Consider the following 25336-nt stretch of genomic DNA (forward strand, 5'->3'; position numbering starts at 1 on the left):
TCGTCCTCTTCTCAGTTAAGGTCAGTTCTTGCTGTGGTCGTGGCCATGGTCATGGCCATGCTCGTGATCCATCTTGCCGCCGTTCGGGGTCTTGGCACCCATCTTGGCAACATCGAGTTCGACCGACACCTCACCGGCCTTTTCGAACGTCAGGACCACAGGCACCTTGCTGCCTTCTTCGAAGGACTGGTTGAGGCCCATGAACATGATATGGAGGCCGCCCGGTTTGAGGGCAACGGTTTCGCCGGCCGGGATCTCGATACCGTTTTCCAGCTCGCGCATTTTCATGACGCCGTCGGTGACAGCCATTTCATGAATTTCCGTCTTTTTGGCGACATTTGAGCTTGCCGAGACCAGGCGGTCTGCTTCCGAACCGGTATTGACGATCTCGATGAAACCGCCACCGGCCTTTGCCTTCGGCGGTGTTGCCCGGGTCCAGGCCGTGCTGAGTTCCAGGTCGCCGGCCTTGTAGTCCTGTGCGAAGGCGGAAAGGGACACGAGCGTGAGCGCTGTTGCTGCCACAACAGATTTGAAGATGTTCATTTTGAGTTTCCTTGAAGTCTGAAGAAATGGTCGGTTTCAGATTCTGGAAACGGGTGGGGCCCGGATGGTCCGTGTTTTTTCCGGGAATCGAAGCGCGCTCGGGCCTTGGCGGACTGTTTCGACACTCTTCTGAGCGGTCCTGGCCGGTCCGGTTGCCTGGGCCTGCGGTGCGAGGCAGGGCCCCATGGCGCAGCCATGCGGACAGGCCTGGGCACACTGGCAATGAATGGGGTCGTGGGGCGCAGGCAGTCCCTGTTCGAGACCGGATGGTTGGCATAGGCTTGTCAGGCCGTCGGCTGCCGCCATTTGCGGCGAGAGAGCGCTCGCCAGCACCAGCAGGCACAGACGCAGCACAAATGCCGTTCCCGCCAGTGCCACAAGCGGGTGGCGCTCCTGCCGAAGCAATTGCATCTGTGTCAAAGGCCTTGCCATGATGCGGCTATAAGACGGTTCAGGTCGGAAGTCGAGCGGCGAAACGGCGCAGGGACGGGGCTGGGGCCGGCCTATGCGGGTTTTGCCGGATTTTCGGTTTGCGTCTCAGGTGCGTCAGGCTGTTCCTTGTCTGACGCATCGTCGGCGTTCGAAAGGGCCTCAGCCTCGGACGCATCGGCTGTTTCACTCTCCTCGGGTGTGTCGAAATTATAAATATCGTCTTCATAGGCCGGGAATTCTTCCGGCGGGATGACGTATTCTTCCGTTTCCCAATCCAGTGGCTCCGGCGAGATGACCGAACCGACCTGGGCCGTCGAGGCGTATTCGAAGTCGGTCTTTTCGTCGGAGGTCAGTGCCGAACGGGTGATGATACGGGTCAGGATGAAACCGACCATCACAACCATCACGACGGAGACCATCACGAACAGGCCGGACGGCCCGATCTTTCCCATCAGCAGGGAGGCCGCAAACGGGCCGACGATCGAGCCGATGCCGAAGGACAGCAGCATGCCTGATGAGGTCTCGACAAAATCCTCGGCTGCCGCGTGGTCGAATGCGTGCGCGACGGTGATGGCGTAGAGCGGCTGGGAAGCCAGGCCGACGAATATCGCCATTGCGATTGCCGCAATGAACCCGTCTGGCGAGAAAAAGACGATCGCCAGGGCACCCGCTGCGGTCCAAAGCCCCAGTCCCACAAGCACGAGGCGCCGGTCCATCTTGTCCGATAGGCGGCCCACGGGCCATTGGGCCAGCATGCCGCCGCCGATAAATGCCGCCGCGAAAAAGGCCGACTGGTTGGTCGAGAGGCCGATCTGCGATCCGTAAAGCGGTGACAGGGTCAACAGAGCGCCTTGTGTTGCACCGACAAACAGGACCCCGACAAAGGCGGCAGGGGAGTTCAGGTAGAGCTGCTTGGGGCGGAAGCGCACAAGCGTGATCGGAGCCGGCTGTGTGGAGTTGGTCAGCGATACCGGCATCACCGCGATGCTGACGGCAACAGACGCGATCACAAAGGGCACGAAGGAGGAGATGCTCATCGTTGCGATCGAGATCTGACCGAGCATCAATGCAGCGAACAGGATCACGATGTAGAACGACATGATCGTGCCGCGATTTTCATTTGTCGCGCTCTCGTTCAGCCAGCTTTCGACAATCATGTAGAAGCCCGCCAGGCAGAAACCGGAAATCATCCGGATCAGGAACCATGCAGTCGGATCAATCATCACCGGATGCATGATGGCGGAGGCTGACATCAGCGACACCAGCGCGGCAAAGGCCCGGATGTGGCCGGCACGCATGATGATCAGCGGCGCACCAAGGCAGCCAAGTACCATGCCGACGAAGTAGGCGGACGACATGGCACCGATTTCCAGATCGGTGAAATAGTACCTGTCGGCAGCAAGCGGCAGCAGTGTCGTTTGCAGACCGTGCCCGAAGATAAACAGGGCGACGGACAACAAAAGGGCGGACACGGAAAGAAGCGTCTGGGCCATGGCTGCGTCCTGAAAATGTGTGCCGACGTCTATTTGAACGACTGTCAGCTGAAGTTGCAGATGAAATTGCAAAAGCGCCGGACGAGCCGGCCGCCTGATCCTGCAAATCAGCCTTCACAGCTCTTCCGGTCCGTGTCAATGACCAAAAAAATCCGCTCCCCATGTCAGGCATGGGAAGCGGCGTTTTTGAAATGTATTTCGTCGGTTATGCGCGCTGCGGAGCGGTCATCGCCTCCGTGCCGAGAGCGGCAAAGACGGTCTTCATGATGCCGTCGCAGTTCAGGCCGGCGGCCGCATACATGGCGTCGGGCTTGTCCTGGTCGATGTAAGTATCGGGCAGGGCGAGCGTGCGCACCTTCAGACCGTTGTCGAGCAGGCCTTCTTCCGCCAGCCGGGTCAGGACATGGCTGCCGAAGCCTCCGACCGATCCTTCTTCGACCGTCACGAGAACCTCGTGCTCCCGCGCAAGGCGGCGGATCAGGTCCATGTCGAGCGGCTTTGCGAAACGCGCGTCGGCGACAGTTGTCGACAGGCCTGCGGCATCCAGCTCCTCGGCTGCCTTCAGGCACTCGGCCATGCGGCCACCGAAGCTCAGAAGAGCAACCTTCGTGCCTTCACGGCGAATGACGCCCTTGCCGATTTCAAGCACGCTGCCGCGCTCCGGCATCTCCAGGCCAACACCTTCGCCGCGCGGATAACGGAAGGACATCGGACCATCGTCATAGGCAACCGCGGTTGCCACCATGTGTCTCAGTTCCACTTCGTCCGCTGCGGCCATGACCACGAAACCCGGCAGACAGCTCAAGAAGGCTGTGTCGAACGCACCGGCATGTGTGGGGCCATCGGCGCCGACCAGGCCCGCCCGATCGATCGGGAAGCGGACCGGCAGCCCCTGGATCGCCACATCGTGGATCACCTGGTCATAGGCGCGCTGAAGGAAGGTGGAATAGATCGCGGCAAACGGCTTGTAGCCTTCCGTGGCCAGACCGGCGGCGAAGGTCACTGCATGCTGTTCGGCAATGCCGACGTCATAGGTCCGTTCCGGAAAGGCTTCGCCAAAGAGGTTCAGTCCCGTGCCGTCCGGCATGGCCGCCGTGATCGCAACGACCTTGTCATCTGCTTCTGCTTCCTTGATCAGGGAAGTGGCGAAGACGTTGGTGTAGCTCGGCGCATTGGCTTTCGGCTTGGCCTGTTTGCCGGTGACAACGTCGAATTTCGCGACACCGTGATACTTGTCTTTTGCCCCTTCGGCCGGCCCGTAGCCCTTGCCCTTCTGGGTGACTGCGTGAATCAGCACCGGGCCGTGATGCGTGTCACGGACATTTTTCAGGACAGGCAGCAGGTGTTCCAGATTGTGGCCGTCAACCGGTCCGACATAATAGAAGCCGAGCTCTTCGAACAGTGTGCCGCCGGTCCAGAAACCGCGCGCATATTCTTCTGCTCGCGCCGCCTTTTCAAAAACAGGCTTGGGCAGGTTCTTGACCAGGTTCTTCGCGGCGTCGCGCAGGGTCTGGTAGGTCGGGCCGGACACAAGTTTGGCCAGGTATGCCGACATGGCGCCGACGGGAGGGGCGATCGACATGTCGTTGTCGTTGAGGATCACGATCAGCCGCGAGCCAAGATGCCCGGCATTATTCATGGCCTCATAGGCCATGCCGGCCGACATGGCCCCGTCGCCAATGACGGCGATGACATTGTTGTCGCCGCCCTTGAGATCTCGCGCAGCAGCCATGCCGAGACCGGCTGAGATCGACGTGGAAGAATGGGCGGCCCCAAAAGGATCGTAGATGCTCTCCGCGCGCTTGGTGAAGCCGGATAGTCCATCTCCCTGGCGAAGCGTCCGGATCCGGTCGCGGCGTTCCGTCAGGATCTTGTGCGGGTAACATTGATGTCCGACATCCCAGATGACCCTGTCGTCCGGTGTGTTGAAGACGTAATGCAGTGCAACGGTCAGCTCGACCACCCCCAGCCCGGCGCCCAGATGGCCTCCGGTGATCGACACGGCGTCAATGGTCTCCGCGCGCAGTTCGTCCGCGAGCTGCCTCAGTTCGCCTTCCTCAAGCTGACGAAGATCAGCCGGCGAAAGAACCTTGTCGAGAAGGGGGGTGTCTGGTTTGGAAGTCACTCTGGAGACCGCTCCACGATTAGAAAACTGGCGCGCAGGCATACACTAACCCGATATAGGGCGCAAATTCGAAGAGAGGAATGCGCCAAATTGGCAGGGGGGAGCTGCCAAGACTCGGTCCTTGATCGAATTTGTCCAACTAAATTAGGGGTTGGACCAGCATTTTGTGTGCAACTTTTCGCGAAATTGTCATTAGTCACCCGTTTGGGTGATGCGTCCCCCTCAGAACTACCTTAAGGGAAAGGGGTGGTCGATGGGGCCACGTGCACAGTGATCAACTTGGGGTCGTATTTCGCGGCCCCATTTTTTTGTCCATTCACATGGGCAGGTTGCCCGATTTCGCCTGAATTGCAGGTACTTCCGAACGCCAGTGCGCAGAGGCTGTCTTCGCTAAAACAGCTGTGCCAGCCGATGAACCAGCTTTGCCAGCTGGAGTTGCGTGTTGTTGCCGGTTTTTTCGTAGATGCGCCGAAGGTGTGTCTTGGCCGTGTTCCGGGTGATCCCGAGGTCTTCCACGGTTGCGTTCATGGAGCCTGTCATCGTCAGGTGCCGCGCCAGATGAGCTTCCGACTGAGACAGGTCGAAGTGATCCTGAAGACACTTCTCGACGTCCTGGGGCACGTCTTTCGTTTCTGTGAACCTGATCATGAAAAGCGGAGCGGCGAACCGGGCCGGTGAAGGCGGGGTGGGGTAAACCGTTTTGATCAGGATGCGTTTGAGCAAACCATCTGGACCGACAACGCAGACAGATCGCTGAGGATGCTTCTCGGTGCCGGGAACGGGCCTGTCGGGAGCGTGACGCGTCGCCACCGCCAGTTCCAGAAGCGCGGCGTCCAGTTGCTTGTTTTTGACGACAAGCTTTTGACGCTGCTGGGTTGCCGTATCCGATCTGGTCAGGGCCTCGAGGCAGGTCGGCGTCTGGGCTAGAATATCCCTGTCGGTATTGATCAGCACTGCCGGATTGTCTGTCGCTGACAGCAGAACGCGATTGAACTGATTATTCTGCCGATGTTTTTCCAGCTGAAAGTGCAGGTTTAACCCGGGGGCCAGGGCCTTGACTATGTTCCGGAACGTGTCCCGTGCGAGGGCGACATCGATACTGTGTGGATGGTGCGACGTGAACAGGCAGCCGAAGAGAATGGTCGACTTGTCCGTTCGCCAGATCGGTGAGACGAGTCCGGGAGCAAGGCGCAGATTAATCAGCGGGTCGTTGATGTCCTTGCCGGTTTCATCGCTGGAATTCTCGTTGGCCGGATTTGCCTGTTGCACGGCAAGGTCGGTGAACACCTCTTTGCCTGTGTTGCTCCGATCCAGAGAGGTTTTGCAATAGGGGTAATAGAGAGATGCTTCGGACAACATGAACTGAAGTGCATCACGGCCTTCTTCAGTTTCAATCTGCTTGAGCAGAAGGCCCAGGTCTTGTGCTGGGCGGTGACCGCCGAAATGGGGCAGTGCTGCGCCGGTGCCATCAAATTCCGCCAGGAAAGACCTGCACTCCAGTGTCCGGTCGATGAAATCGAGCACCTGGGGCCAACCCTCGGTTTGAGAGGAGCACTCAAGAACCCGCATAAGTAGATTTGCTTGGTCTGTTTTGCTGAGTGCTGGCATAGCTTGCATTGTCTACTAATTATTACATAAATGCCTCGTTAGACTGTCAATATTACTAGCAATTTATCTCTTTCTTGGCAATAGTAGCGATATTTTTTCTGATTATTGCTTAAATTCAGGCGGACAGATGGAGGTGTCATGTCCCTGGATACAGGGCGGCAGTCGAGACTTCAGCGGGCGTAATTACGCACGTTCGTTGCATGGAAGCGTCGGGCAGGTTTGAACACGACAAACGCCTGAATTGGTCATGGCGCACCTACCCGAGTCTATGTCCTCGTCTATTGCGACCTGACCAGTCGACGACCGAAGACTATTGGCGTTATTGCGGGTCCAGGGCTTCCGTGCCGCTGGCGTCTCCGTTCTGGCCCAGCTGGATCTTTTCCACCTTCGCCTCGGCGGACTTCAGCAAGGTGTCGCAATGCTTGCGCAACGCGTCGCCGCGCTCATACATCTCGATGCTGCGTTCCAGCGGCACGTTACCCTGCTCCAGTTCGCGCACGATCGTCTCCAGCTGCTTGAGAGCCTCTTCAAAGGAGAGCGCGGAAATGTCGTTCGCTGCATCGGCCATCGGTGTGGGTTCCGTTCCTGTTCGCATCCAGTGATCCTGCTGCAAACTTGCGGGCGCAGCGGCTGAGGTCAAGGTGTCAAATGTCTTTCAGGGCGATCATCCACTTGGATTTGCGCAACGGACTGGCCCACTTGTGAGGGGCATGACGCACATTTGAACTTGTCGCCTGAGCTGGTCAGCCAGTCATCAATGTCATGACATGTGCCGCTGTGGACCGCGCCAGGCCCTCCAGATCGTACCCGCCCTCCAGCACAGAAATCAGATGGCCGTCGCTGTGTTTGTCGGCAACATCCATCAAGGCCCGTGTCGCCCAGGCGAAGTCGGCTTCGACCAGGTTGAGACCACCGAGAGGATCCCGGGCATGGGCATCAAATCCGGCCGAAATGATCACGAGTTCCGGGGCGAATGTATCCAGGCGTGGCAGGATCACAACTTCAAAAGCCTCCTTGAACCCGGCACCGTCCTCGCCCGGTGGCAGTGGGACATTGACGATTGTATTGGCGTCTCCCGTTTCGGAAGCCGCACCTGATCCCGGATAGAGCGGCATCTGATGGGTGGAACAATACATCACCGTCGGATCGTCCCAGAAAATGTCCTGTGTGCCGTTCCCGTGATGCACGTCGAAATCGATGATCGCGACTCGTTCCAGTCCGTATTTTGCCTGCGCATAACGGGCAGCCACCGCCACGTTGTTGAAAAAACAGAAGCCCATGGCCCGGTCTTTTTCCGCATGGTGTCCTGGCGGCCGGGAGGCGGAAAAGGCGTTGTTCACCTTGTCGGTCAGAACTTCATCGACAGCACGGCAGGCGCCGCCGACGCCGCGCAGGGCCGCCTCCCAGGTGCCCGGCGACATGGTGGTGTCCGCATCGACTCTGGCCGTTCCTTCCTGGGGGGCCAGCCGATGCAGCATGTCGACATAGCTCATCGGATGCGCGCGCGCGATGTCCTCCACCGCTCCCATTGGCGCCATGTCGCGTTCAACCGGCTGGAACTTCTCGTGTTCCAGGATCCGGTCGATGGCGCGAATTCTGTCCGGGCGCTCGGGATGGCCGACGGGCGTCAGATGATCGAGATAGGACGGGTGATGCAGGATCAGGGTAGACAAAGAGGCGTTTCCGGAAGGTCAGAATTGTTTTGAGCATCTGACCGGTTGCAATTGAGACTGTCAATTGCCGAAAGGGATATTGCAACGCGGTTGGGTGATGGAGGATTTCTGGGTTTTTGATTTCATGTATTGATAAAAATTACTATAACAAATTCAAATAAAAATTTTGACCAAGTAATCAAATTTTTAGTTTGTGCGGGTTTTACTCTGCGTGCAAAGCGTGTTTCAGCAGGGGTAAAACATGAAAAATCTCTCTTTCATCGCGGTCGGTGTTCTTGCGGTGGTTGCTGCCGGGTCCGCCCAGGCCGATGACATCAAGGTCTTGGCCGGAAATCTGCCGCCAATGTTCCTCGACGGCGGCAAGGGGCGTGAGGCCGAGATCATCACCGCCGTGATGGAAAAATGTGGTCATACGGTCTCCTTCGAAATTCAGCCCTTCACCCGCCACTGGGAAACCTACAAGTCCGGTGATGGTGACGCCGTTGCGACCGTTCCCCAGGGCATGCCGATCGACGGCACGGCAAGCGACGTTTACATCCATTACCAGAACGGGGTCTCGTTTTTGTCGGACAGTGGCGCCAGCTACACCGGCCTCGGCGATCTGGCCGGCAAGAAGGTGATCGGGTTCAAGGGAGCGGAAAGCATCATTCCAGGGCTTGCAGATCACACCGGTTCCTTCGCTGACTATCGCGAAGTGACCGACCAGATCACGCAAAGCCGGTCGCTGTTTGGGGGACGTGTCGATGCCATCATCGGTGACGGCATGCTCTTTGCCGAATACAATCAGCAACTGCGCGGCCAGAGCGACCTGCGCTTCGATCCGAACCAGTCGGTAACCTTCAAGGCGGTGTTTGCCTCCAGCCCTTACACCATGGCGTTCCGAAATGCGGCGCACGCGGAGGATTTCAACCGTTGCTTCAAGGAGCTGGATGCCGATGGCACGATTGCCGGGATCAACACGGCCTGGGTCGACAAGTATCGCGACAGTCTCGGCGAATCCTATCTGGGGTACTGAGCCGGCACTGCCTAAAAAAAGGGCCGGCTGTTAAGCCGGCCCGTTCCGAGGTGCGAGCACCGCAATGCCCGAGGGGAGGTCCGCTGCATCTCAAATCTGAGTTTTAATCTATGTGATTCCAGTAAGGGAATGCGAGCTTTTTACCGTAATCCTTTCGGTACATGGTGTTGATAAGTTTGAAGACGTCCCAGATTTCCCGGTGTCTATTGTATGATTTGCTTAACCAAAATCCGGTTTCGGGCACGTGTATTGTTTGTCCGTTAAAACGGAAACTTGTCCAGGCGGGAACTTTATTTCAGGCGGACATGCTTCACTTGAAAATTCAGAACCGGCGTATGACTTGCTGATTTTTCTGGCTTTTTGTTTGGGTGATGAAGAAATGGTCAGTTCCTCGAGGGAACGGCGATCTTCAACCAGCAGGACGATGGCCTGAAAACCTGTCAGGGCCGAGGGGCAGCGGCGCGGCGGAGCCTGTCGTTGATCGCTTCGCCCAGTCCAAAGTTGGGGATAATTTGTGCGCGAATGACGGCAACCCCGCTCGCATCGAGCCATCGCATGGCCTGAAACAGATTCGCGGCTGCTTCTGTAAGGTCGCCGGTCTGGCTCAGGTTGAACTCCGCACGGGCGACTTCGGCACCGGGCAAGCGGGTCGGGCCGAATGACAGCAGGCCGTCTTCCGCAGACGCCTCTGCGGCTTCCAGAACAAGACGGGCATTGGGCGCGTAGTGCGAGGTCAGCATGCCGGGGGCCGCGGGGGCATCCGGCTGCGTGGACGGGTCCCGCGTTGCCAGTTCCGTTCCAAGCACCTGTTCGATGTCTTCCCGGGTCAGTCCGCCTGGTCGCAGGAGGCGGGGTTGGTCATCGATCAGTCCGACAATCGTCGATTCGATCCCGACGGCGCAGGGGCCGGCATCAATTACATAGCTCAGGGAGGGTTCCAGGTCGGCAACCACGTCCCCGGCGCGAGTCGGGCTGATCCGGCCGGATCTGTTGGCGCTTGGAGCGGCGAGCGGACGCCCTGTTCTTTCCGCGAGAAACCGCATGACAGGGCCATTCGGCACGCGCAGGGCGACGGTCTCAAGCCCAGCCGTTGCCAGGTCCGAAATCGGTGATCCCTTTTTCTTCGGCACAACCAGTGTCAGCGGCCCCGGCCAGAAGGCTTTCGCAAGTTTCAGGGCTCGATCATCAAAATGCCCATGGTCCAAAGCGCTTTCCAGTGAAGGCACGTGAGAGATCAGCGGGTTGAATTGCGGCCGGCCCTTGGCTTCAAAAATTCTGGCGCAGGCTGTGCCATTGGTGGCATCCGCCGCCAGCCCGTAGACGGTCTCGGTCGGGATCGCGACAAGGTCTCCTGCCAGCAGGGCAGAGCAGACCGCATCCGCTTCCGGCGCGCTCTTCCAGTCAGGGCTGTCGATGTCGAGTGTCCAACGTTGCATGTGGCAAGGCTCGTCCTGCAGGTTCCGGCGACCTGACCAAAAAGACGATGACCTGCCGCAGCGATACGGGTTGACGTTAACGTCAACTGGTCTATTGTCCTGTCAACTCGCTGTCGATAGCGCCTTTTGCGGAGAAGCCGGGCTTCCGTCAAGCTTTGAGCCGCGAAAACAATCAAATGCCGGACGAATGGAGCCGGCAGGTTTGGGAGGACCTGAATGTATCGAGCCCCGGTCGATGAGATTGCTTTCACGCTGAAACATGTCTGCGGATTGGGTGATCTGCAGCAGAATGCCCGCTTCGCCGACCTTGGCGATGATCTGGTCGATGCCATTTTGACGGAAGCCGGCCGCTTTGCAGCTGAAGAGATTGCTCCCCTCAACAAGGTTGCCGATACGCACGGCACGCCGCTTGAAAACGGTGAGGTCTCGACGCCTCCGGGCTGGCGCGATGCCTATCATGCCTGGATTGAGGGCGGCTGGAACGGGCTGACCGCTGATCCGGAAGCAGGGGGACAGGGCCTGCCGCAAATGTTGTCGGCCGCCGCGCTGGAAATGTGGAACTCCGGATCGATGGCCTTTGCCATCGGTCCGACGCTGACCATCGGCGCTGTCGAGGCGATGGAAAAACATGCCTCCGAGGAGCTCAGGGCCAAATACCTGGAAAAGCTGGTTACAGGCGAATGGATGGGCACCATGAACCTGACTGAGCCGCAGGCAGGCTCGGACCTTAATGCCCTGAAGGCCAAGGCCGAGCGCCGGGACGACGGCACCTACCGCATTTTCGGGCAGAAGATCTTCATTACCTATGGCGATCATGACCTGACCGACAACATCATCCATATGGTATTGGCCAGGCTGCCGGACGCCCCTGCCGGAACAAGAGGCATTTCCCTGTTCCTGGTGCCGAAGTTCCTGGTCAACGATGACGGGTCACTGGGCGAACGCAACGACGTCAAGGTTGCCGGTGTCGAGCACAAGATGGGGATTCACGGCTCGCCAACCTGCACCATGGTTTATGGTGACGAGGACGGCGCCATCGGTTGGCTGGTTGGCGAGGAGAACCGCGGTCTTGCCTGCATGTTCACCATGATGAACAACGCCCGGCTGGCCGTCGGCATTCAGGGCCTCGGGGTGGCCGAGCGCGCCTATCAGCATGCGCTCGCCTATGCCGTTGAGCGCAGGCAGGGCAGGGCACCTGGCGACACCGGCGAAGGCATGAGCCCGATTGCCCGCCATCCGGATATCAAGCGCATGCTGCTGGGCATGAAGTCGCGCACACAGGTTGCCCGGGCAATCTGCTACGCCTGTGCTCATGCGATCGACATGGCCAATGTCGCGGAAGATGCCGAAAGCAGAACGTTCTGGAACGAGCGCGCCAGCCTGCTGACGCCGATTGCCAAGGCCCTGTCGACGGATTTTGGTGTCGAAGTGGCGTCGCTCGGCGTCCAGATCCATGGTGGCATGGGCTTCATCGAGGAGACCGGCGCTGCCCAGCATCTGCGCGATGCCCGTATTGCGCCGATTTATGAAGGCACCAATGGCATCCAGTCCATCGACCTGGTCATGCGCAAGCTTCCGCTGTCCGGTGGCGGACACATCAAGGGTTTCATTCAGGAACTGAAGGAGATTGCAGACGAAGTGACTGCCTCCAATCGTCCGGAATTCGGTGCGACGGCCGAACGGCTAGCCGCCAGCATTCAGGATCTCACAGAAGCGACCGACTATATGCTGAGCGCTCAGGCAGACGGCCGGGTTGCGGATGCCTTGTCGGGTGCGACCCCCTACCTGCGCGTGGCGGGACTGGCACTCGGTGGCGCCCTTCTGGCCAAGGGGGCGCTGCGGTCTGCCGAAGAGCCGGCCGCGCGGCTGTCGGAGCGTACGCTTCTGGCGCGCAGCTTCTGCGAGACCACCCTCGGCGAAACATCGGGCCTGAAATCGGACATCCTCCTGTCGGCCGCGGCCATTCAGGATTTTGATCCGGAAGCCCTGGCCTCCTGATCGCTGCCCTGGAGTAACAGATGATAAGAACATCCATTGAGGACGGCGTCCGGACCCTGCGTCTGGACCGGCCGGAGAAGAAGAATGCCCTGACGGGTGACATGTACAACGCGCTCGCCGACGCATTGGAAACCGGCAATGGCGACGACGCAATCCGCTGCCAACTGATCTGCGGTCAGCCCGAGGTCTTTACGGCCGGCAACGACATCGGCGATTTCCTGCAATATGCCGGCAAGGTTGCCATCGACGAAACGCCGGTCGTGCGGTTTCTGCGGGCGCTGGTGCGCAATGAAAAGCCGCTGGTGGCTTCCATCGATGGCCTGGCCATCGGGGTCGGCACGACCTTGCTGATGCATTGCGACATGGTCTTTGCCAGCCCGCGCTCGCTGATCCGCTCGCCCTTTGTCGATCTCGGACTGGTGCCCGAAGCCGGGTCCAGCCTGCTTGGTCCGCAATTGATGGGCCACGCCAGGGCGTTTGAACTGCTCTGTCTCGGCAATGGCTTCTCCGCTGAAAAGGCAGCTGCCTGCGGTCTGGTCAACGAGGTCGTCGAGGACGATGTCGATGCCGTGGCGTTCGCCTGTGCAAAGGACATTGCGGCAAAACCGCCTCAGGCCATGGCCCTGTCGCGCAAGCTGCTGCGCGGGGACACCTCGGTCTTGTCGGACAGGGTGGAAGAGGAAATCAAGATCTTCGCCAGCCGCCTGACGGCACCGGAAACCATCGCCGCTTTCCAGGCCTTCATGATGAAGAAAAAGGCTTGAGGGCAGAACGCCACCACTCCGTTGTCATCCCCGCGCAGGCGAGGGCCCAGTAATCGCCGGCGATGGGAATGGGATGAAGCAATTGCCACTGCCTTGAGGCATCGACGCAGAAACAGGACCGCCATCGGGCGAAATCCAGGAGGAAACATCATGTCCCTGAAGGGAAAAACACTTTTCATCACCGGTGCGTCGCGCGGGATTGGCAAGGAAATCGCGCTGCGTGCAGCCCGGGACGGCGCGAACATTGCCGTTGCCGCAAAAACCGCGGAACCGCATCCGAAACTGGACGGCACGATCTTCACCGCCGCCGAAGAGATCGAGGCCGCGGGCGGCAAGGCCCTTCCGATCGTGCTGGACGTGCGTGACGACGAAGCCGTAAAGGAAGCCATCGACAAGACGGCGGCCGAGTTCGGCGGTCTGGACATCCTGGTCAACAACGCAAGCGCCATTCAGCTGACACCCTTGCAGCAAACCGACATGAAGCGCTTCGATCTGATGCACCAGATCAATACGCGCGGCACGCTCGCCTGTTCCAAACACGCGATCGAGCATCTGAAAAACGCGGACAATCCGCATATCCTGATGCTGTCGCCACCGCTCGACATGCAGGAGAAATGGTTCGCACCGTTCACCCCCTATTCGATTGCCAAGTATGGCATGAGCCTTGTGGTTCTGGGACTTGCAGGCGAGCTCAAGTCCAAGGGCATAGCGGTCAATGCACTGTGGCCGCGCACGACCATCGCGACGGCCGCGATCAAGAACATCATCGGCGGTGACAAGATGATGCAGCAGAGCCGGACACCGGAAATTCTCGCCGATGCCGCCTACGAGATCTTCACCTCGCCCTCGAAGGACTTCACGGGTCAATTCGTCATTGACGACACGTTCCTGGCAAGCCGTGGCGTAACTGATTTCGACAAGTACCGGGTCGATCCGAGCCTGGCGCTGGCACCGGATTTCTTCGTGCCAGACGACAGCAAAGCGCCCTGCGATCTTGGTCCGGTCAAGAGCTGAAACGATCGTTGATCCGGCTGAACGGGCTTGCAATGTCCAGCCCGTTCAGGCAGGTTGCCGGTGCCGACGAGGGCGGCAACCGGATCCGCGGAAAGCGAAAGCACCCTGACACCTGACGACATATGCCGGTTTTTCACCTGCGCCCGATACCAGCGGATCACCCGGGCATCTGAACCAGGAGAAAAGCCATGTCCAACGGACCTGCATCTTCCCTCGATACCTATAAGAACGCGGCGCGCCGCTTGCGCAAATCGCATGCCAAAGGCGAGGCTGAAGCCCTTGCGCGCGTTGCCGCCCATGTTCCCTCAGACAAGGCGCTGAGACACGCAGACTTTCTGCATGTGATTGCCCGCGAAGCGGGCCATGACAGCTGGCCGAAACTGAAATTTGCGCTGGAAAGCGCGGCCATGAGCCGGGCGGAGCGGGCCGAACGGCTGAAGATGGCGCTCTATTTCGGCCAGCACTGGGTCACCGAAAAACTTCTTGCCGCGGACCCGGCGCTGAAAGAAGACAATCTCGGCCTGCAGATCGCTCTCTATGATCTGGCTGCGGTCAAGTCCGCACTTGAGTCCGAGCCGAATGCGGCGCTCAGCGAAATCGGTGTGCGCACGCCTATTCTGCATCTCGCCTTTTCCAAGGAAATTCATCGCAGTCCGGAGAGGCAGGGCGACATGCTCGCCATCGCCGAGCTGCTGCGCACGGGCGGCGCTGACGTGAATGACGGCTACGCCACCGAGCCGGGCTCTGAACACAAGGTCTCTGCGCTCTACGGTGCCCTGTGCCATGCCGACAATCCTGTTCTCGGCGAGTGGCTGCTGGAGCATGGCGCGGATCCGAACGACAATGAAAGTCTCTATCACAGCACCGAACTGTCCGGCACGGCCGCACTCAAGCTGCTTTTGAAACATGGCGCCAGGCCCGATGGTACCAACGCGCTTGCCCGCGCCCTGGATTTCCGTGAAGAGGACAAGGTACGCCTGCTGCTGGAAGCCGGTGCAGACCCGGACGAAGCGATCCGGGATCACCCGAGCGGCCAGCCGATCGAAACAGTCCCGGCTTTGCACCAGGCCGCGCGCCGCTGGTGTCCGGCTCCGCTGGCAGAGCTTCTCCTGGATCATGGCGCGGACCCGAAACGGGTCTGGAAGGGGCATACGCCCTACGCAACAGCCAGGATCTTCGGGAATGAGGATGTGGCAGCCCTTCTGGAACAAAGGGGCGCAGCAACACCCTTAAGCGAGATGGAAAAACGGCTGGCCGATTGCGCGATGGGAAAGACCCCCGCCGCGCCGTTCGACCTGGCGACCTTGCCGGAGGAAGACCAGCTCCTGCTGACCCGCATTGTATTTCAGGAGGACCGTTTGGATCATCTGAAGGCGCTCGTCGAGGCGGGACTTGATCCGAACAGGACGGATGAAATGGGACTGCCTCCGATCCATGCCGCTGGCTGGGCCGGCTTGCCGGAGGCGGTCGCCTATCTGCTGACCCTCAAACCGGACCTGACCTGGAAGAACGCCTTTGGCGGGGACGCTCTGGACACCGTGCTGCACGGCTCTGAACACCGGCTGGACAAGGACGAGCGGGACCACATCACCTGTGCCCGGTTGCTGCTGGAGGCCGGCAGTGAGCTCTATCCGCACTTCATCACCGGCTGCGGCAACGAGGACATGGTGCAGTTTCTGGAAGACTGGCAAGACAGGTCAGGCAAGCTCGATGGCAAGGCCACTGGCTGATAACGCCTCATAAGCGGGACCGTCGGCCTCCCTTTCCACGATCAACGTGTTGAGCTGGGTGACGGGACCTATCCTGTAGGTGGCGGCGGTGCCGATCTTGTCCGCCGTCACCACCGCAACGGACTCCGAAGCAGCCGAGATCATTGCCCGCTTGAGCAAGGCCTCGTCATGGCCGCTGGTTGTCAGGCCGGCTGACGCGTCAATACCGTGGACGCCAAAAAACAGAAGATCGGCGTGAATGTTTCCAAACGACTCCAGAACGGCCGTTCCGACAGTCATCCTGCTGTGTTTTTCAAAGACGCCGCCAAGTAGAATGACCTCGGCCGCCGGATGATCGACCAGCGCCAAAGCTGTCTCAGGGCTGTTGGTAATGGCTGTGAAGGCCAGGGCGTGCGAGACCTGACGGGCAATTGCCAGGTTGCTGGTGCCGCCATCGAAGATCACGACCTGACCGGGCTTGATCAGAGATGCGGCGCGGATTGCCAGCCGGTCTTTCACCGGGCGGGACTTTTGGGAACGCGTTTTGAAGGGGTGCTCGGCTGGCGACAAAGGCAAGGCTGCACCATGCACGCGCTGTATCAGGCCTTCTGTTGCCAATTCTCTGAAATCCCGCCGGGCAGTGTCCTCCGACATGTCGAATTCTGCGGCGAGATCTGCAGTGGTCAAGCGCCCCCTGTCTTTGAGGGCCGCCAGAATGAAGTGCCGGCGTTCGTCCGGGCTGCTGGTCATGGACATTGACAACTTCCATAGTTTGCATGTTTATGCACGAATAAGAAAAAACGTGCAAATCTCGAAATGCGCTTGCCTGCGCCACCTGTCCAGAGGCCCTGAACCCGATGGAAGAAACACGGATTTTCAAAGGGGCGATCGTACTGCCTGATCTGGTTCTACCAGATGGATATCTCGTCTGCCGAAATGGCAAAATCGACCATGTCGGCCCGGGTAATCCCTGGCCGAATTTACCGGTACAAGAAGTTGAGATCCTTGCGCCGGGCTGCGTCGACATTCACGTGCATGGTGGGGCGGGTGCCGATTTCATGGATGGCACAACTGCTGCCGTGGAGACCGTTGCCAGGTCTCACGCAGGCCACGGTACCACGACGTTGTTTCCGACGACGACGACAGGAAGTTTTGATGAACTGGAGGCCATGGTCACCGCCTGCGAAACGGTGTGTGACAATTGGCAACCGGATCGGGGCGCGCGCATCGCCGGCGTCCATTTCTACGGTCCCTATTTCGCAGAAGACAAAACCGGGGTGCACGCCAAGACAGGCCGCCGGGATCCCGTCAGGTCCGAATATGAGCATTTTCTGACACGTGACATCGTCCGGATCGCAACTTGTGCTGCGGAGTTGAAAGGGGCGGCGGAGTTCTATCGCTTCGCCGCTGCTCGGACCAGTTTGCTGACTTGCGGTCATTCGAATGCGTGCTGGCAGGAAATGGAAGCCGCTTTCCGGGACGGTGTCCGGCATGTTGATCATTTCTGGTGTGCGATGAGTTCCGTGGCTTCCCTGCGCAAGCGGTTCGGCACACCGATGCGCGCCGGAATGGAACAGTTCGTGCTGGCAAATGAAGCCATGAGCACCGAGGTCATTGCCGACGGGCATCACCTGTCGGACGACCTGCTTGCGTTCGCCTACCGGATGTTCGGCCCGCACCGTCTGTGCCTGGTAACGGATGCCAATCGTGCACTAGATTGTCCGCCCGGCACTTATCGCTTTGGCCCTGAGGCCTCGGGCAGTCTCGTTGTCAGCAATGGTGAAACGGTGTGCGGCGCGGACGGATCGCTGGCCAGCTCGATGCACGGCATGGATCGCATGCTTCGCATCATGGCAAAAGCTACCGGTGCGTCTTTGCCCGATCTCTTCCGGATGGCCAGCCTGACACCGGCGACCCTGACCGGAATTGCCGGCGATGTCGGCAGCCTTGAAACCGGCAAGCGTGCAGACATTCTGCTGTTGTCAGAAGACCTTGAGCTGCGAGACGTTTTTGTGGCAGGTCAGAAGTTCCGGACCTGAAAGAGGCGAACACCGGCAGGCCTTGTTGCTGGCCAAGCACCCTCAACCGCTGTTAGAACTTCCCGCAGGGTTTATTTTACCAAGGACGGAGGGGTCTTCATGGAAAGTGCAATGGACCAGGTAAGTGTCTGGATGCCACTGCTGATCAATGCGGTGAAAGCTGTCATCGTTCTGGTGATCGGCTGGTTCCTCGCCGGTTTTTTCTCGGCACTTGTCAAGAAACGCATCGTCAGCCACCCGCAGATTGACGACACGATCGGTGGGTTTGCCGCTTCGATCGTGCGTTGGCTGATCCTTCTGGTCACCGTGATTGCCATTCTCCAGCTCTTCGGCATCCAGGCAACCAGCCTTGTTGCCGTGCTCGGCGCCGGTACGCTGGCCATCGGCCTGGCCTTGCAAGGCACGCTCAGCGATGTTGCCGCCGGGGTCATGCTGATCATTTTCCGGCCCTACAAGATCGGCCAGTTCGTCGACATCGGCGGCACGTCGGGAACGGTGAAGGACGTCAATATCTTCGTGACGGAACTGGTGACGCCGGACAACGTCCAGATCATCATGCCCAACGGCAAGGCCTGGGGCACGGTGGTGACCAATTTTTCGGCCCACGCCACCCGCCGCCTCGATCTGACTTTCGGCATCGATTATGGCGATGATGCCGACAAGGCGATCCAGATCATCCTGGATGTGGCCGGTGCGGACAGCCGTGTTCACAAGGATCCGGAGCCCTGGGTACGCGTGACCAATCTCGGCGACAGTTCTGTCGATCTCGGCGTGCGCCTGTGGTGTGAGGCCGGCGATTATTGGGAGCTGAAGTTCCACATGCTCAAGGCTGTCAAGGAAGCCTTTGACGCCGGCGGCATCTCCATTCCCTATCCGCATCAGGTGGAAATCCAGAAGGCGGGCTGAGCCAGAGACATAATCCGCCACCTTTCCCGGCGGTGGATGCCTTGTGTCGTCTCCGCGCAAAAGGGGCCCCTGGGTGCTTCATCTATTGCCAGGGCAAATTCCCGAGTGGCCGGGATGCGGCACCGCTCTGTGCCTGGCCTGGACAACAAGCTGAAAAAGCTGCGGGCATTGCCACTGTTGGCTCTTGCCCGCCGCGACACCTCTCGTGCGTCTCAGACTTTCTCAGGTTCCTTTGGCATGACGCCATCCGGCAGTTCGGACCCGCCTTCCGGGGTGTTATCATCACTGGAAACGGGGGAGGAACTGGCTGCTGCTGTTGCGTCCGATGACTGTGGCGCGCCAGGTTCCGCTTTCGGATCCTCCGTGGCCTGGCCTGCCTCGGCCTGCTGACCGGTCTCGGAAGAGGCATCTCCCAATGGCTCGCTCGTCTCGTCCTCCGGAGTGCCGGCATTGGCGTCCGGCTTCACGGCGTCTGCCTCAGCGGCGGCCGCCGTTCGCACGTCTGCCTGAACCTCGGAAAACACCGGGACCACGGGATCCTCGATGTCTTCCGGGTCGTCGTCGGTATTCATCAGTTGCCGCTTCTGTGCCAGCGACACGACATGGTCCCGCAGGTCCTGGTGCTCGGCCATCAGTGCCTTGAAATCCTGGGCCTTCAGGCTGAGCAGCTGGCAATAGCCGAGCGCCACCACGTCGGCACTGCGCCGGCCGCCGGTCATCAGGGCAATTTCGCCGAACACGTCGCCGCGACCGAGCCGGACATTGTGGGTCGGTGCCTGCACTTCAACCGCGCCGGAGGCAATGAAATAGGCTGCATCGCCCCGGTCGCCCTTGCGGATCAGCTTCTCGCCGGGGGTTGCGAATTGCGGTCGCATCATGCGGCGGATCGCCTTTTGCTGCTTGCGCGGCAGGTCGGCAAAAAGCGGATGAGCGCTGACCAGCTCCCGCGTCTTGAGACCGAGATCCAGCTTCGGCCGGGTATGACACTCGCGGCGGGTGCGCTCGACATCGCGCAAGAGATCGCGATGCAGCTCGGTGCCGATCAGCATCTGCGCCTTGGCCTCGTCATAGGCGGTCTCTTCAAGCCGCACCCCTGCCTTACGCAGGAACTGGCCCTCCAGGGCATCCGCGTAATCAGGATATTGCAGGCGCAGGGCATCGATTGCGGCCAGGGTCTCGTCCTGGCGCAGGGTCAGTGTGTCCTGCAGAATGTCGGCAACGCGGTCGCCGAGCAGCGGCCTGATCCGCCGGTTGTTGAAGACGATCAGCTCGTCGGCGAGAATGCGGTAGACCAGCAGGAATTCGAACCGGTCGGCCAGCTGGATGGCCAATGGCCGTGCAATCCGTAGGCGACGTTGCAGCGACTGGGCCAGGCGGAAGCCTAAGCCGAATTTGAGCGGTTGGCGGGTGGCCCTCTTATAGCCAGACCGGCCGTCGCTGCGCGCCAGATCTCCTGACCGCCCTGTCAGCGTGAGGAACCGGGAGACGGAGCGTCCGGAAATTGTCTTTTCGTGAAAATGCTCCAGAACCAGTTGCTGTTCCCGGTCGGCCAGCGCAATCAGGCCGATGCGCACACGGTCCCAGTCCGTCAGTTCATCCAGCTTGTTGGTCTGGGCTGCGGCTGCTGCCCGGTCTTCGTAATCCTTGAGAACAGGTCCCGAAACATCTGGGCCAATATGATAGCTGCAGGCGGCGGATTCCAGCTCGTGCCGGATGTCCGTCAGGGACAGCGACAGGTATTGCGTCCTGAGTGCCTCGTCTCTTGCATTCAGCTGGTCGAGCTTGAGCAGCCGGATCAGCGGTTTCAGGCTGGTTCCGTAGACCAGCAGGGTGAAGAGTACAAAGCCGGTGGAAAGCTTGGTGACAAAGCCGGAAACTTCCGACGACAGCAGGGCATGTTCCGAAACGGAGAGGGCAAGCGTCAGCGTCACGGCGCCGCGCATTCCACCCCACAACATCACCGTCTTGTATTTGGAATTGACTGCCTGTCCGACCTTGAAAACGCTCAGGACCGGAAGCAGGCCGAAGATCACGACGGCGCGTGCTGCGAGGGCGGCGATGATCACGACCAGGAGCAGCAGAATATCGACGGGGGAAAACCCTTCGACAAAGCGCGGGATCAGGATGGCGGACAGAAGGAAAATCAGGGAGGCGGCCCAGAATGAAATCTGCTCCCAGACCGCGTGCAGAAACTGCCAGGCGGAAGGCTGGATCCTTGCCAGTCCATAAAAATTGAAAACGGTGCCAGCGCAGACAACAGCAACGACGGCGGAAACGTCGACAAACTGGTCGCTGAGCACATAGGTGCCGTACGGCAGGGCCAGGCTGAGCGTGACCTGGGCGAGGGGCAGGTCGCGCATCAGTGGCAGCAGGCTGACGGTCACCCTGCCGAGTACGGCGCCGACCAGGATGCCGCCTGCAAAGGACCGGCAAAAGGCAATCAACGCCTCGTCCACCTGCAAGGTGCTCTGGCCTGTCAGCATGTGCAAGAGGATGACGAAGATCACGATCGCGGCAGCGTCGTTCAGAAGGCTTTCACCCTCCACGATCCGAGCAAGCCGGGCCGGCGCACCGATGTCCCGGAAGATGGCAACAACAGCGACCGGGTCGGTCGTGGCCACGATCGCCCCGAGCAACAGGCAGGCGATCAGGCCGATGTCGTGCAGCGAGAACAGCAGGGCAAGCGGGTATAGTCCGAAACCGATGAAGGCAGTGGCCACGAAAACGGCCACCACGGCCATGACCAGAATAGGGGCAATATCTTCCATGATCCGGCGCACATCCAGCGTCAGGGCGGTCTGGAAGAGCAGGATCGGCAGGAAGATGTAAAGGATCATCTCCGAGTCGAGCGGAGGATTGATGAAAACATCGGCAATGGAATTGAATGCGTCGGTCTCCGCCGAATAGCGCAGATAGATCGCCAGAATGCCGATCAGCGTGCCAACGGTTGCCAACAGCACGCTCGGCGCAAGCCCCAACCGTCTGGCAAGGGGCTGCAGCAGCGAAATCGTGATCAGCAGCAGCGCAAAAGCGCCTGTTATCAAAGGTGTTTCCATCGCGCCATGGTGCACTGCGATTGCGGCAATTTCAAATTGGTGGATCTTTGTTCTGACAGCAAAAGGTCAAGGACATGTTGCCGCAGGATCGTTGCCGGCTATTCCCTCGCTTTGCGCTCGGAGAGCCAGATGCCGCCAAGCACCAACACAAGGGCGGTGCCATGGTGCCACTTGAACTCTTCTCCGAGGATCGACACGGCCAGGATCGCGGCGAAGATCGGAACGAGATTGATGAACACGCCCGCCCGGGCCGGACCGATCAGCTCCACGCCGCGCATGAAGAAGATCTGTGCCAGAAACGAGGGGAAGAGGGCGATGTAAAGCACCACCAGCCAGCCTTGCAGGCTTGGCCATTGGGCGCTGTCGGCCCCCATTTCGTAAAACAGGCCCGGTACCGACGTGACGGCGGAAATGCCGGCGAGCACCGCGAAGAACGTCAGCGGTGAGACTTGCGGCCGGTTTCGGAGCGCGAGCGTGTAACCGGAATAAAGCACACAGGCGATGAGCATCACGCCGTCGCCGGGATTAACCGCGAGCGCCAGCAGCACCTCCAGCTTGCCCTGGGCGGCAATCAGCGTGACGCCGGCAAGCGTCAGCAAGATGCCGAGCACCTGCAAGAGCCGCACCTTTGTGCCGAAGGCAATGACGGAGCCGATCAGAACCAGGATCGGCATGGAGCCCTGGATGATGCCGAGATTGACGGCGGTCGTTTCGGTAGCCGCGATGTAGAACAGCGAGTTGAACCCGACAAAACCGAAGATCGCCATTAGCAGCATGCGCGGAAAATAGGGCTTCATCAGCGGCCATTCGCGGCGAATACTGGCCCATTGCATCGGCAGCATGATCGCGGCCACGATCACCCAGCGCAAAAACACAACCACCATCGGCGAGACTTCGCCCACAGCGAGACGGCCGGCCACCGTGTTGCCACCCCAGAAAAGAGTGGTGAGCGCCAGCATCAGCAGCGCATTGCCATAGGTCAGGTCGCCAAGTCGTTTCACCAGCGCAATCATGGTGTCCTGTGGGGTCATGAGAGAAAACGGAAACGCCATCGGTAGCGGATCGCGTGAAGGGCCGAAAGGCCTTTTATTTTGTATACCGTCTTATACTGTTGGAGATAATGATCTGGATCTTTTCCAAATTGGAAAAAGTCATGGGAGGCATCCGGCAATTGACGCGTGCCGTCTTTCACCCCAAAACACCTGCAAACAGCCATTAAAAGAGATTTTCAAAGGAGCTGCCCCATGACAGGCCGGATCGATGTGCACGGATTGAAAGTTGCCAGCGACCTCTATGACTTTGTGAATGAAAAGGCATTGCCGGAAACAGGTGTCGATCAGGACCATTTCTGGAAGAGCCTCTCTGATCTCGTTCATGACCTGGCACCGAAGAACCGTGCACTTCTGGCTAGACGGGATCAGCTGCAGGAACAGATCGACGCCTGGCACAAGGCCAATCCGGGCACGCCGGACATGGCCGGTTACAAGTCCTTCCTGAAGGAGATCGGTTATCTCGTTCCGGAAGGGGAGGCCTTTGAGGTCGGCACCGCGAATATCGATCCGGAAATCGGCAGCGTTGCCGGTCCGCAGCTCGTCGTTCCGGTCATGAATGCACGCTATGCCCTTAACGCCGCAAACGCCCGTTGGGGCTCCCTTTACGATGCTCTTTACGGTACCGACGCCATGGGATCGAAACCCTCTGGCAAGGGGTTCGATCCGGCGCGCGGCGCTGAGGTCATCGCCTATGCCCGCAAGATCCTCGACGAAGCTGCACCGCTTGGCTCGGGTAGCTGGTCGGAAGCCACCGGCTTTTCCGTCGAGAATGAGAAGCTGGTGGTTGCCACCGGGAGCGGCTCTACGGGGCTGGCAAATTCGGCTCAATTTGCCGGTTATTCCGGTGACACTTCTGCGCCATACAAAGTGCTACTGGTAAAGAACGGTTTGCATCTGGAAATCGACATCGATGGTCAGCATCCGATCGGCAAGACCGACAAGGCGCATATCGCCGACGTGATCCTTGAATCGGCCATGTCGACGATCATGGACTGTGAGGACAGCGTCGCCGCCGTCGATGCGGAAGACAAGGTGGTCGTCTATTCCAACTGGCTCGGCCTGATGAAGGGCGACCTGGAAGAAACCTTCGAAAAGGGTGGCGAGACCATCACCCGCCGCATGAATGGCGACCGCAACTACACCGCGCCCGACGGCAGCGCCCTGTCGCTGCATGGCCGCTCGCTGCTTCTGGTGCGCAATGTCGGCCACCTGATGACCATCGACGCGGTGCTCGACAGGGACGGGAACGAGGTGCCGGAAGGCCTGCTCGACGGCATGATCACCGGCATGATCGCTCTGCACGACGTCGGCCCGAATGGCCGTGAGCTGAACAGCCGTGCCGGCTCGGTCTATATCGTCAAGCCGAAGATGCATGGTCCGGAAGAGGTTGCCTTCGCCTGCGAGATCTTCAACCGGGTCGAAGATGCACTCGGCATGGCCCGTAACACGCTCAAGATGGGCATCATGGACGAGGAACGCCGGACAACGGTGAACCTGAAAGAGTGCATCCGACAGGCCAGGGACCGGGTCTTCTTCATCAACACCGGCTTCCTAGATCGCACCGGCGACGAGATGCATACCTCCATGGAAGCCGGTCCGATGATCCGCAAGGGCGACATGAAGGCCGCCACATGGATCGGGGCTTACGAGAACAACAATGTCGATGTCGGTCTTGCCTGCGGCCTGCCGGGCCATGCCCAGATCGGCAAGGGCATGTGGGCCATGCCGGACCTGATGCAGGCGATGCTGGAGCAGAAGATCGGCCATCCGATGTCAGGTGCCAACACCGCCTGGGTGCCTTCGCCGACGGCAGCAACCCTGCACGCGCTGCATTATTACAAGGTCCGTGTTGCCGATCGCCAGGGTGAGCTGAAGTCCCGCGACGCCGCGAAGCTGGAGGACATTCTGTCGATCCCGGTCGCCGAGCGCCCGAACTGGGCACCGGAAGACATCCAGGCCGAACTCGACAACAATGCCCAGGGCATTCTGGGCTATGTCGTGCGCTGGGTGGAGCAGGGGGTTGGCTGTTCCAAGGTACCGGACATCAACGATGTCGGCCTGATGGAAGACCGGGCCACCTTGCGCATTTCCTCCCAGCACATTGCCAACTGGCTGCATCACGGCGTTGTCTCCAAGGACCAGGTCCTGGAAACCCTGAAGCGCATGGCTGCCGTCGTTGACGGACAGAACGCGGGCGACCCGCTCTACCGGCCGATGGCGGATGACTTTGACGGCTCTGTCGCCTTCCAGGCCGCCTGTGAACTGGTGCTTGAAGGAACAAGTCAGCCCAACGGCTACACCGAGCCTGTACTGCATCGCCGCCGGATCGAGTTCAAGGCGAAAGTCGCCTGACGGCCGGTTTCCCGACTAGCACGAAACGTCCTTGAGGCGGTCCGCATGGGCCGCCTCTTTTGGGTTTCGGTGTGCAGGGAAACAATCGCAGTCTGCGTTACCCGGCATGGTCGGACGGCAG

Annotated in this window: 19 protein-coding genes; 8 read left to right on the forward strand and 11 right to left on the reverse strand. The window is 59.7% G+C overall.

All coding sequences use genetic code 11. The annotated features are described in order from the left end of the window. Positions 1-21: 21 nt before the first annotated feature. From ACO6TG_RS22225 to ACO6TG_RS22255, 7 genes are all read right to left on the reverse strand, one after another. The gene (locus tag ACO6TG_RS22225; RefSeq protein ID WP_422375187.1) at positions 22-543 is read right to left on the reverse strand and encodes a copper chaperone PCu(A)C; all 522 of its coding nucleotides are present in this window, start codon (positions 541-543) and stop codon (positions 22-24) included. A 36-nt stretch (positions 544-579) separates the two neighbouring features. Next, entirely contained in the window at positions 580-963 is a 384-nt protein-coding gene (locus tag ACO6TG_RS22230) for a hypothetical protein (protein ID WP_422375188.1), read from the reverse strand. Between the two features lie 83 nt (positions 964-1046). Further along, on the reverse strand, positions 1047-2468 hold the full coding sequence (locus ACO6TG_RS22235) for an MFS transporter (protein WP_422375189.1): 1422 nt from the start codon (positions 2466-2468) through the stop codon (positions 1047-1049). Between the two features lie 205 nt (positions 2469-2673). Beyond that, complete coding sequence (gene dxs, locus ACO6TG_RS22240; protein ID WP_422375190.1) at positions 2674-4593, reverse strand: 1-deoxy-D-xylulose-5-phosphate synthase; 1920 nt, start codon at positions 4591-4593, stop codon at positions 2674-2676. A gap of 390 nt (positions 4594-4983) precedes the next feature. Next, the gene (locus ACO6TG_RS22245; protein ID WP_422375191.1) at positions 4984-6117 is read right to left on the reverse strand and encodes a helix-turn-helix transcriptional regulator; all 1134 of its coding nucleotides are present in this window, start codon (positions 6115-6117) and stop codon (positions 4984-4986) included. Positions 6118-6520: 403 nt separating this feature from the next. Further along, positions 6521-6769, reverse strand: coding sequence for an exodeoxyribonuclease VII small subunit (locus tag ACO6TG_RS22250; protein WP_094075030.1), 249 nt, complete (start codon positions 6767-6769; stop codon positions 6521-6523). A 175-nt stretch (positions 6770-6944) separates the two neighbouring features. After that, on the reverse strand, positions 6945-7874 hold the full coding sequence (locus tag ACO6TG_RS22255) for a histone deacetylase family protein (RefSeq protein ID WP_422375192.1): 930 nt from the start codon (positions 7872-7874) through the stop codon (positions 6945-6947). 241 nt (positions 7875-8115) lie between these two features. Here ACO6TG_RS22255 and ACO6TG_RS22260 point away from each other — a divergent pair, with 241 nt between their 5' ends. Next, positions 8116-8889 carry a substrate-binding periplasmic protein gene (locus tag ACO6TG_RS22260; protein WP_422375193.1) on the forward strand — a complete coding sequence of 258 codons (774 nt, stop codon included), beginning with the start codon at positions 8116-8118 and terminating at the stop codon, positions 8887-8889. A gap of 440 nt (positions 8890-9329) precedes the next feature. Here the strand turns inward: ACO6TG_RS22260 and ACO6TG_RS22265 are convergent, their stop codons facing one another. Further along, positions 9330-10325, reverse strand: coding sequence for an L-threonylcarbamoyladenylate synthase (locus ACO6TG_RS22265; RefSeq protein WP_422375194.1), 996 nt, complete (start codon positions 10323-10325; stop codon positions 9330-9332). Between the two features lie 216 nt (positions 10326-10541). Between ACO6TG_RS22265 and ACO6TG_RS22270 the strand changes: the two genes are divergently transcribed. The 4 genes from ACO6TG_RS22270 (at position 10542) to ACO6TG_RS22285 (ending at position 15831) form a co-directional block, all read left to right on the forward strand. Beyond that, the gene (locus ACO6TG_RS22270) at positions 10542-12323 is read left to right on the forward strand and encodes an acyl-CoA dehydrogenase (RefSeq protein ID WP_422375195.1); all 1782 of its coding nucleotides are present in this window, start codon (positions 10542-10544) and stop codon (positions 12321-12323) included. A 20-nt stretch (positions 12324-12343) separates the two neighbouring features. Then, positions 12344-13087, forward strand: coding sequence for a crotonase/enoyl-CoA hydratase family protein (locus ACO6TG_RS22275; protein WP_422375196.1), 744 nt, complete (start codon positions 12344-12346; stop codon positions 13085-13087). Positions 13088-13237: 150 nt separating this feature from the next. After that, entirely contained in the window at positions 13238-14101 is an 864-nt protein-coding gene (locus ACO6TG_RS22280) for an SDR family oxidoreductase (RefSeq protein WP_422375197.1), read from the forward strand. 188 nt (positions 14102-14289) lie between these two features. After that, positions 14290-15831: an ankyrin repeat domain-containing protein gene (locus ACO6TG_RS22285; RefSeq protein ID WP_422375198.1), complete on the forward strand. Its 1542-nt coding sequence runs from the start codon at positions 14290-14292 to the stop codon at positions 15829-15831. Here ACO6TG_RS22285 and ACO6TG_RS22290 read toward each other — a convergent pair. Beyond that, complete coding sequence (locus ACO6TG_RS22290; protein WP_422375199.1) at positions 15799-16566, reverse strand: DeoR/GlpR family DNA-binding transcription regulator; 768 nt, start codon at positions 16564-16566, stop codon at positions 15799-15801. The two genes, ACO6TG_RS22285 and ACO6TG_RS22290, sit on opposite strands and share 33 nt — an antisense overlap. A 101-nt stretch (positions 16567-16667) precedes the next feature. On the opposite strand from ACO6TG_RS22290, the gene ACO6TG_RS22295 reads away from it, so the two are divergent. Together ACO6TG_RS22295 and ACO6TG_RS22300 are read left to right on the forward strand one after the other, a co-directional pair. Next, positions 16668-17849: an N-acetylglucosamine-6-phosphate deacetylase gene (locus tag ACO6TG_RS22295; RefSeq protein WP_422375200.1), complete on the forward strand. Its 1182-nt coding sequence runs from the start codon at positions 16668-16670 to the stop codon at positions 17847-17849. A 99-nt stretch (positions 17850-17948) separates the two neighbouring features. Continuing rightward, entirely contained in the window at positions 17949-18755 is an 807-nt protein-coding gene (locus ACO6TG_RS22300; RefSeq protein ID WP_094074254.1) for a mechanosensitive ion channel family protein, read from the forward strand. A gap of 212 nt (positions 18756-18967) precedes the next feature. Here the strand turns inward: ACO6TG_RS22300 and ACO6TG_RS22305 are convergent, their stop codons facing one another. Together ACO6TG_RS22305 and ACO6TG_RS22310 are read right to left on the reverse strand one after the other, a co-directional pair. After that, positions 18968-21799 (reverse strand): cation:proton antiporter, encoded by a 2832-nt coding sequence (locus tag ACO6TG_RS22305; RefSeq protein WP_422375201.1) that lies wholly within the window; start codon positions 21797-21799, stop codon positions 18968-18970. A 110-nt stretch (positions 21800-21909) separates the two neighbouring features. Beyond that, a complete protein-coding gene (locus ACO6TG_RS22310; RefSeq protein ID WP_422375202.1) occupies positions 21910-22842 on the reverse strand; it encodes a DMT family transporter in 933 nt (310 codons plus the stop codon). A 213-nt stretch (positions 22843-23055) separates the two neighbouring features. On the opposite strand from ACO6TG_RS22310, the gene ACO6TG_RS22315 reads away from it, so the two are divergent. Beyond that, complete coding sequence (locus ACO6TG_RS22315; RefSeq protein ID WP_422375203.1) at positions 23056-25215, forward strand: malate synthase G; 2160 nt, start codon at positions 23056-23058, stop codon at positions 25213-25215. The last annotated feature ends 121 nt before the right edge of the window (positions 25216-25336 follow it).

The sequence above is a fragment of the Roseibium sp. genome, from assembly GCF_965233565.1.
Classification (GTDB): Bacteria; Pseudomonadota; Alphaproteobacteria; order Rhizobiales; family Stappiaceae; genus Roseibium.

Coding starts and splice junctions, on each gene's coding strand:
- ACO6TG_RS22225 (WP_422375187.1), bottom strand. CDS start 543: ATGAACATCTTCAAATCTGTTGTGGCAGCAACAGCGCTCACGCTCGTG.
- ACO6TG_RS22235 (WP_422375189.1), bottom strand. CDS start 2,468: ATGGCCCAGACGCTTCTTTCCGTGTCCGCCCTTTTGTTGTCCGTCGCC.
- ACO6TG_RS22250 (WP_094075030.1), bottom strand. CDS start 6,769: ATGGCCGATGCAGCGAACGACATTTCCGCGCTCTCCTTTGAAGAGGCT.
- ACO6TG_RS22260 (WP_422375193.1), top strand. CDS start 8,116: ATGAAAAATCTCTCTTTCATCGCGGTCGGTGTTCTTGCGGTGGTTGCT.
- ACO6TG_RS22265 (WP_422375194.1), bottom strand. CDS start 10,325: ATGCAACGTTGGACACTCGACATCGACAGCCCTGACTGGAAGAGCGCG.
- ACO6TG_RS22270 (WP_422375195.1), top strand. CDS start 10,542: ATGTATCGAGCCCCGGTCGATGAGATTGCTTTCACGCTGAAACATGTC.
- ACO6TG_RS22275 (WP_422375196.1), top strand. CDS start 12,344: ATGATAAGAACATCCATTGAGGACGGCGTCCGGACCCTGCGTCTGGAC.
- ACO6TG_RS22280 (WP_422375197.1), top strand. CDS start 13,238: ATGTCCCTGAAGGGAAAAACACTTTTCATCACCGGTGCGTCGCGCGGG.
- ACO6TG_RS22285 (WP_422375198.1), top strand. CDS start 14,290: ATGTCCAACGGACCTGCATCTTCCCTCGATACCTATAAGAACGCGGCG.
- ACO6TG_RS22290 (WP_422375199.1), bottom strand. CDS start 16,566: ATGTCCATGACCAGCAGCCCGGACGAACGCCGGCACTTCATTCTGGCG.
- ACO6TG_RS22295 (WP_422375200.1), top strand. CDS start 16,668: ATGGAAGAAACACGGATTTTCAAAGGGGCGATCGTACTGCCTGATCTG.
- ACO6TG_RS22300 (WP_094074254.1), top strand. CDS start 17,949: ATGGAAAGTGCAATGGACCAGGTAAGTGTCTGGATGCCACTGCTGATC.
- ACO6TG_RS22310 (WP_422375202.1), bottom strand. CDS start 22,842: ATGACCCCACAGGACACCATGATTGCGCTGGTGAAACGACTTGGCGAC.
- ACO6TG_RS22315 (WP_422375203.1), top strand. CDS start 23,056: ATGACAGGCCGGATCGATGTGCACGGATTGAAAGTTGCCAGCGACCTC.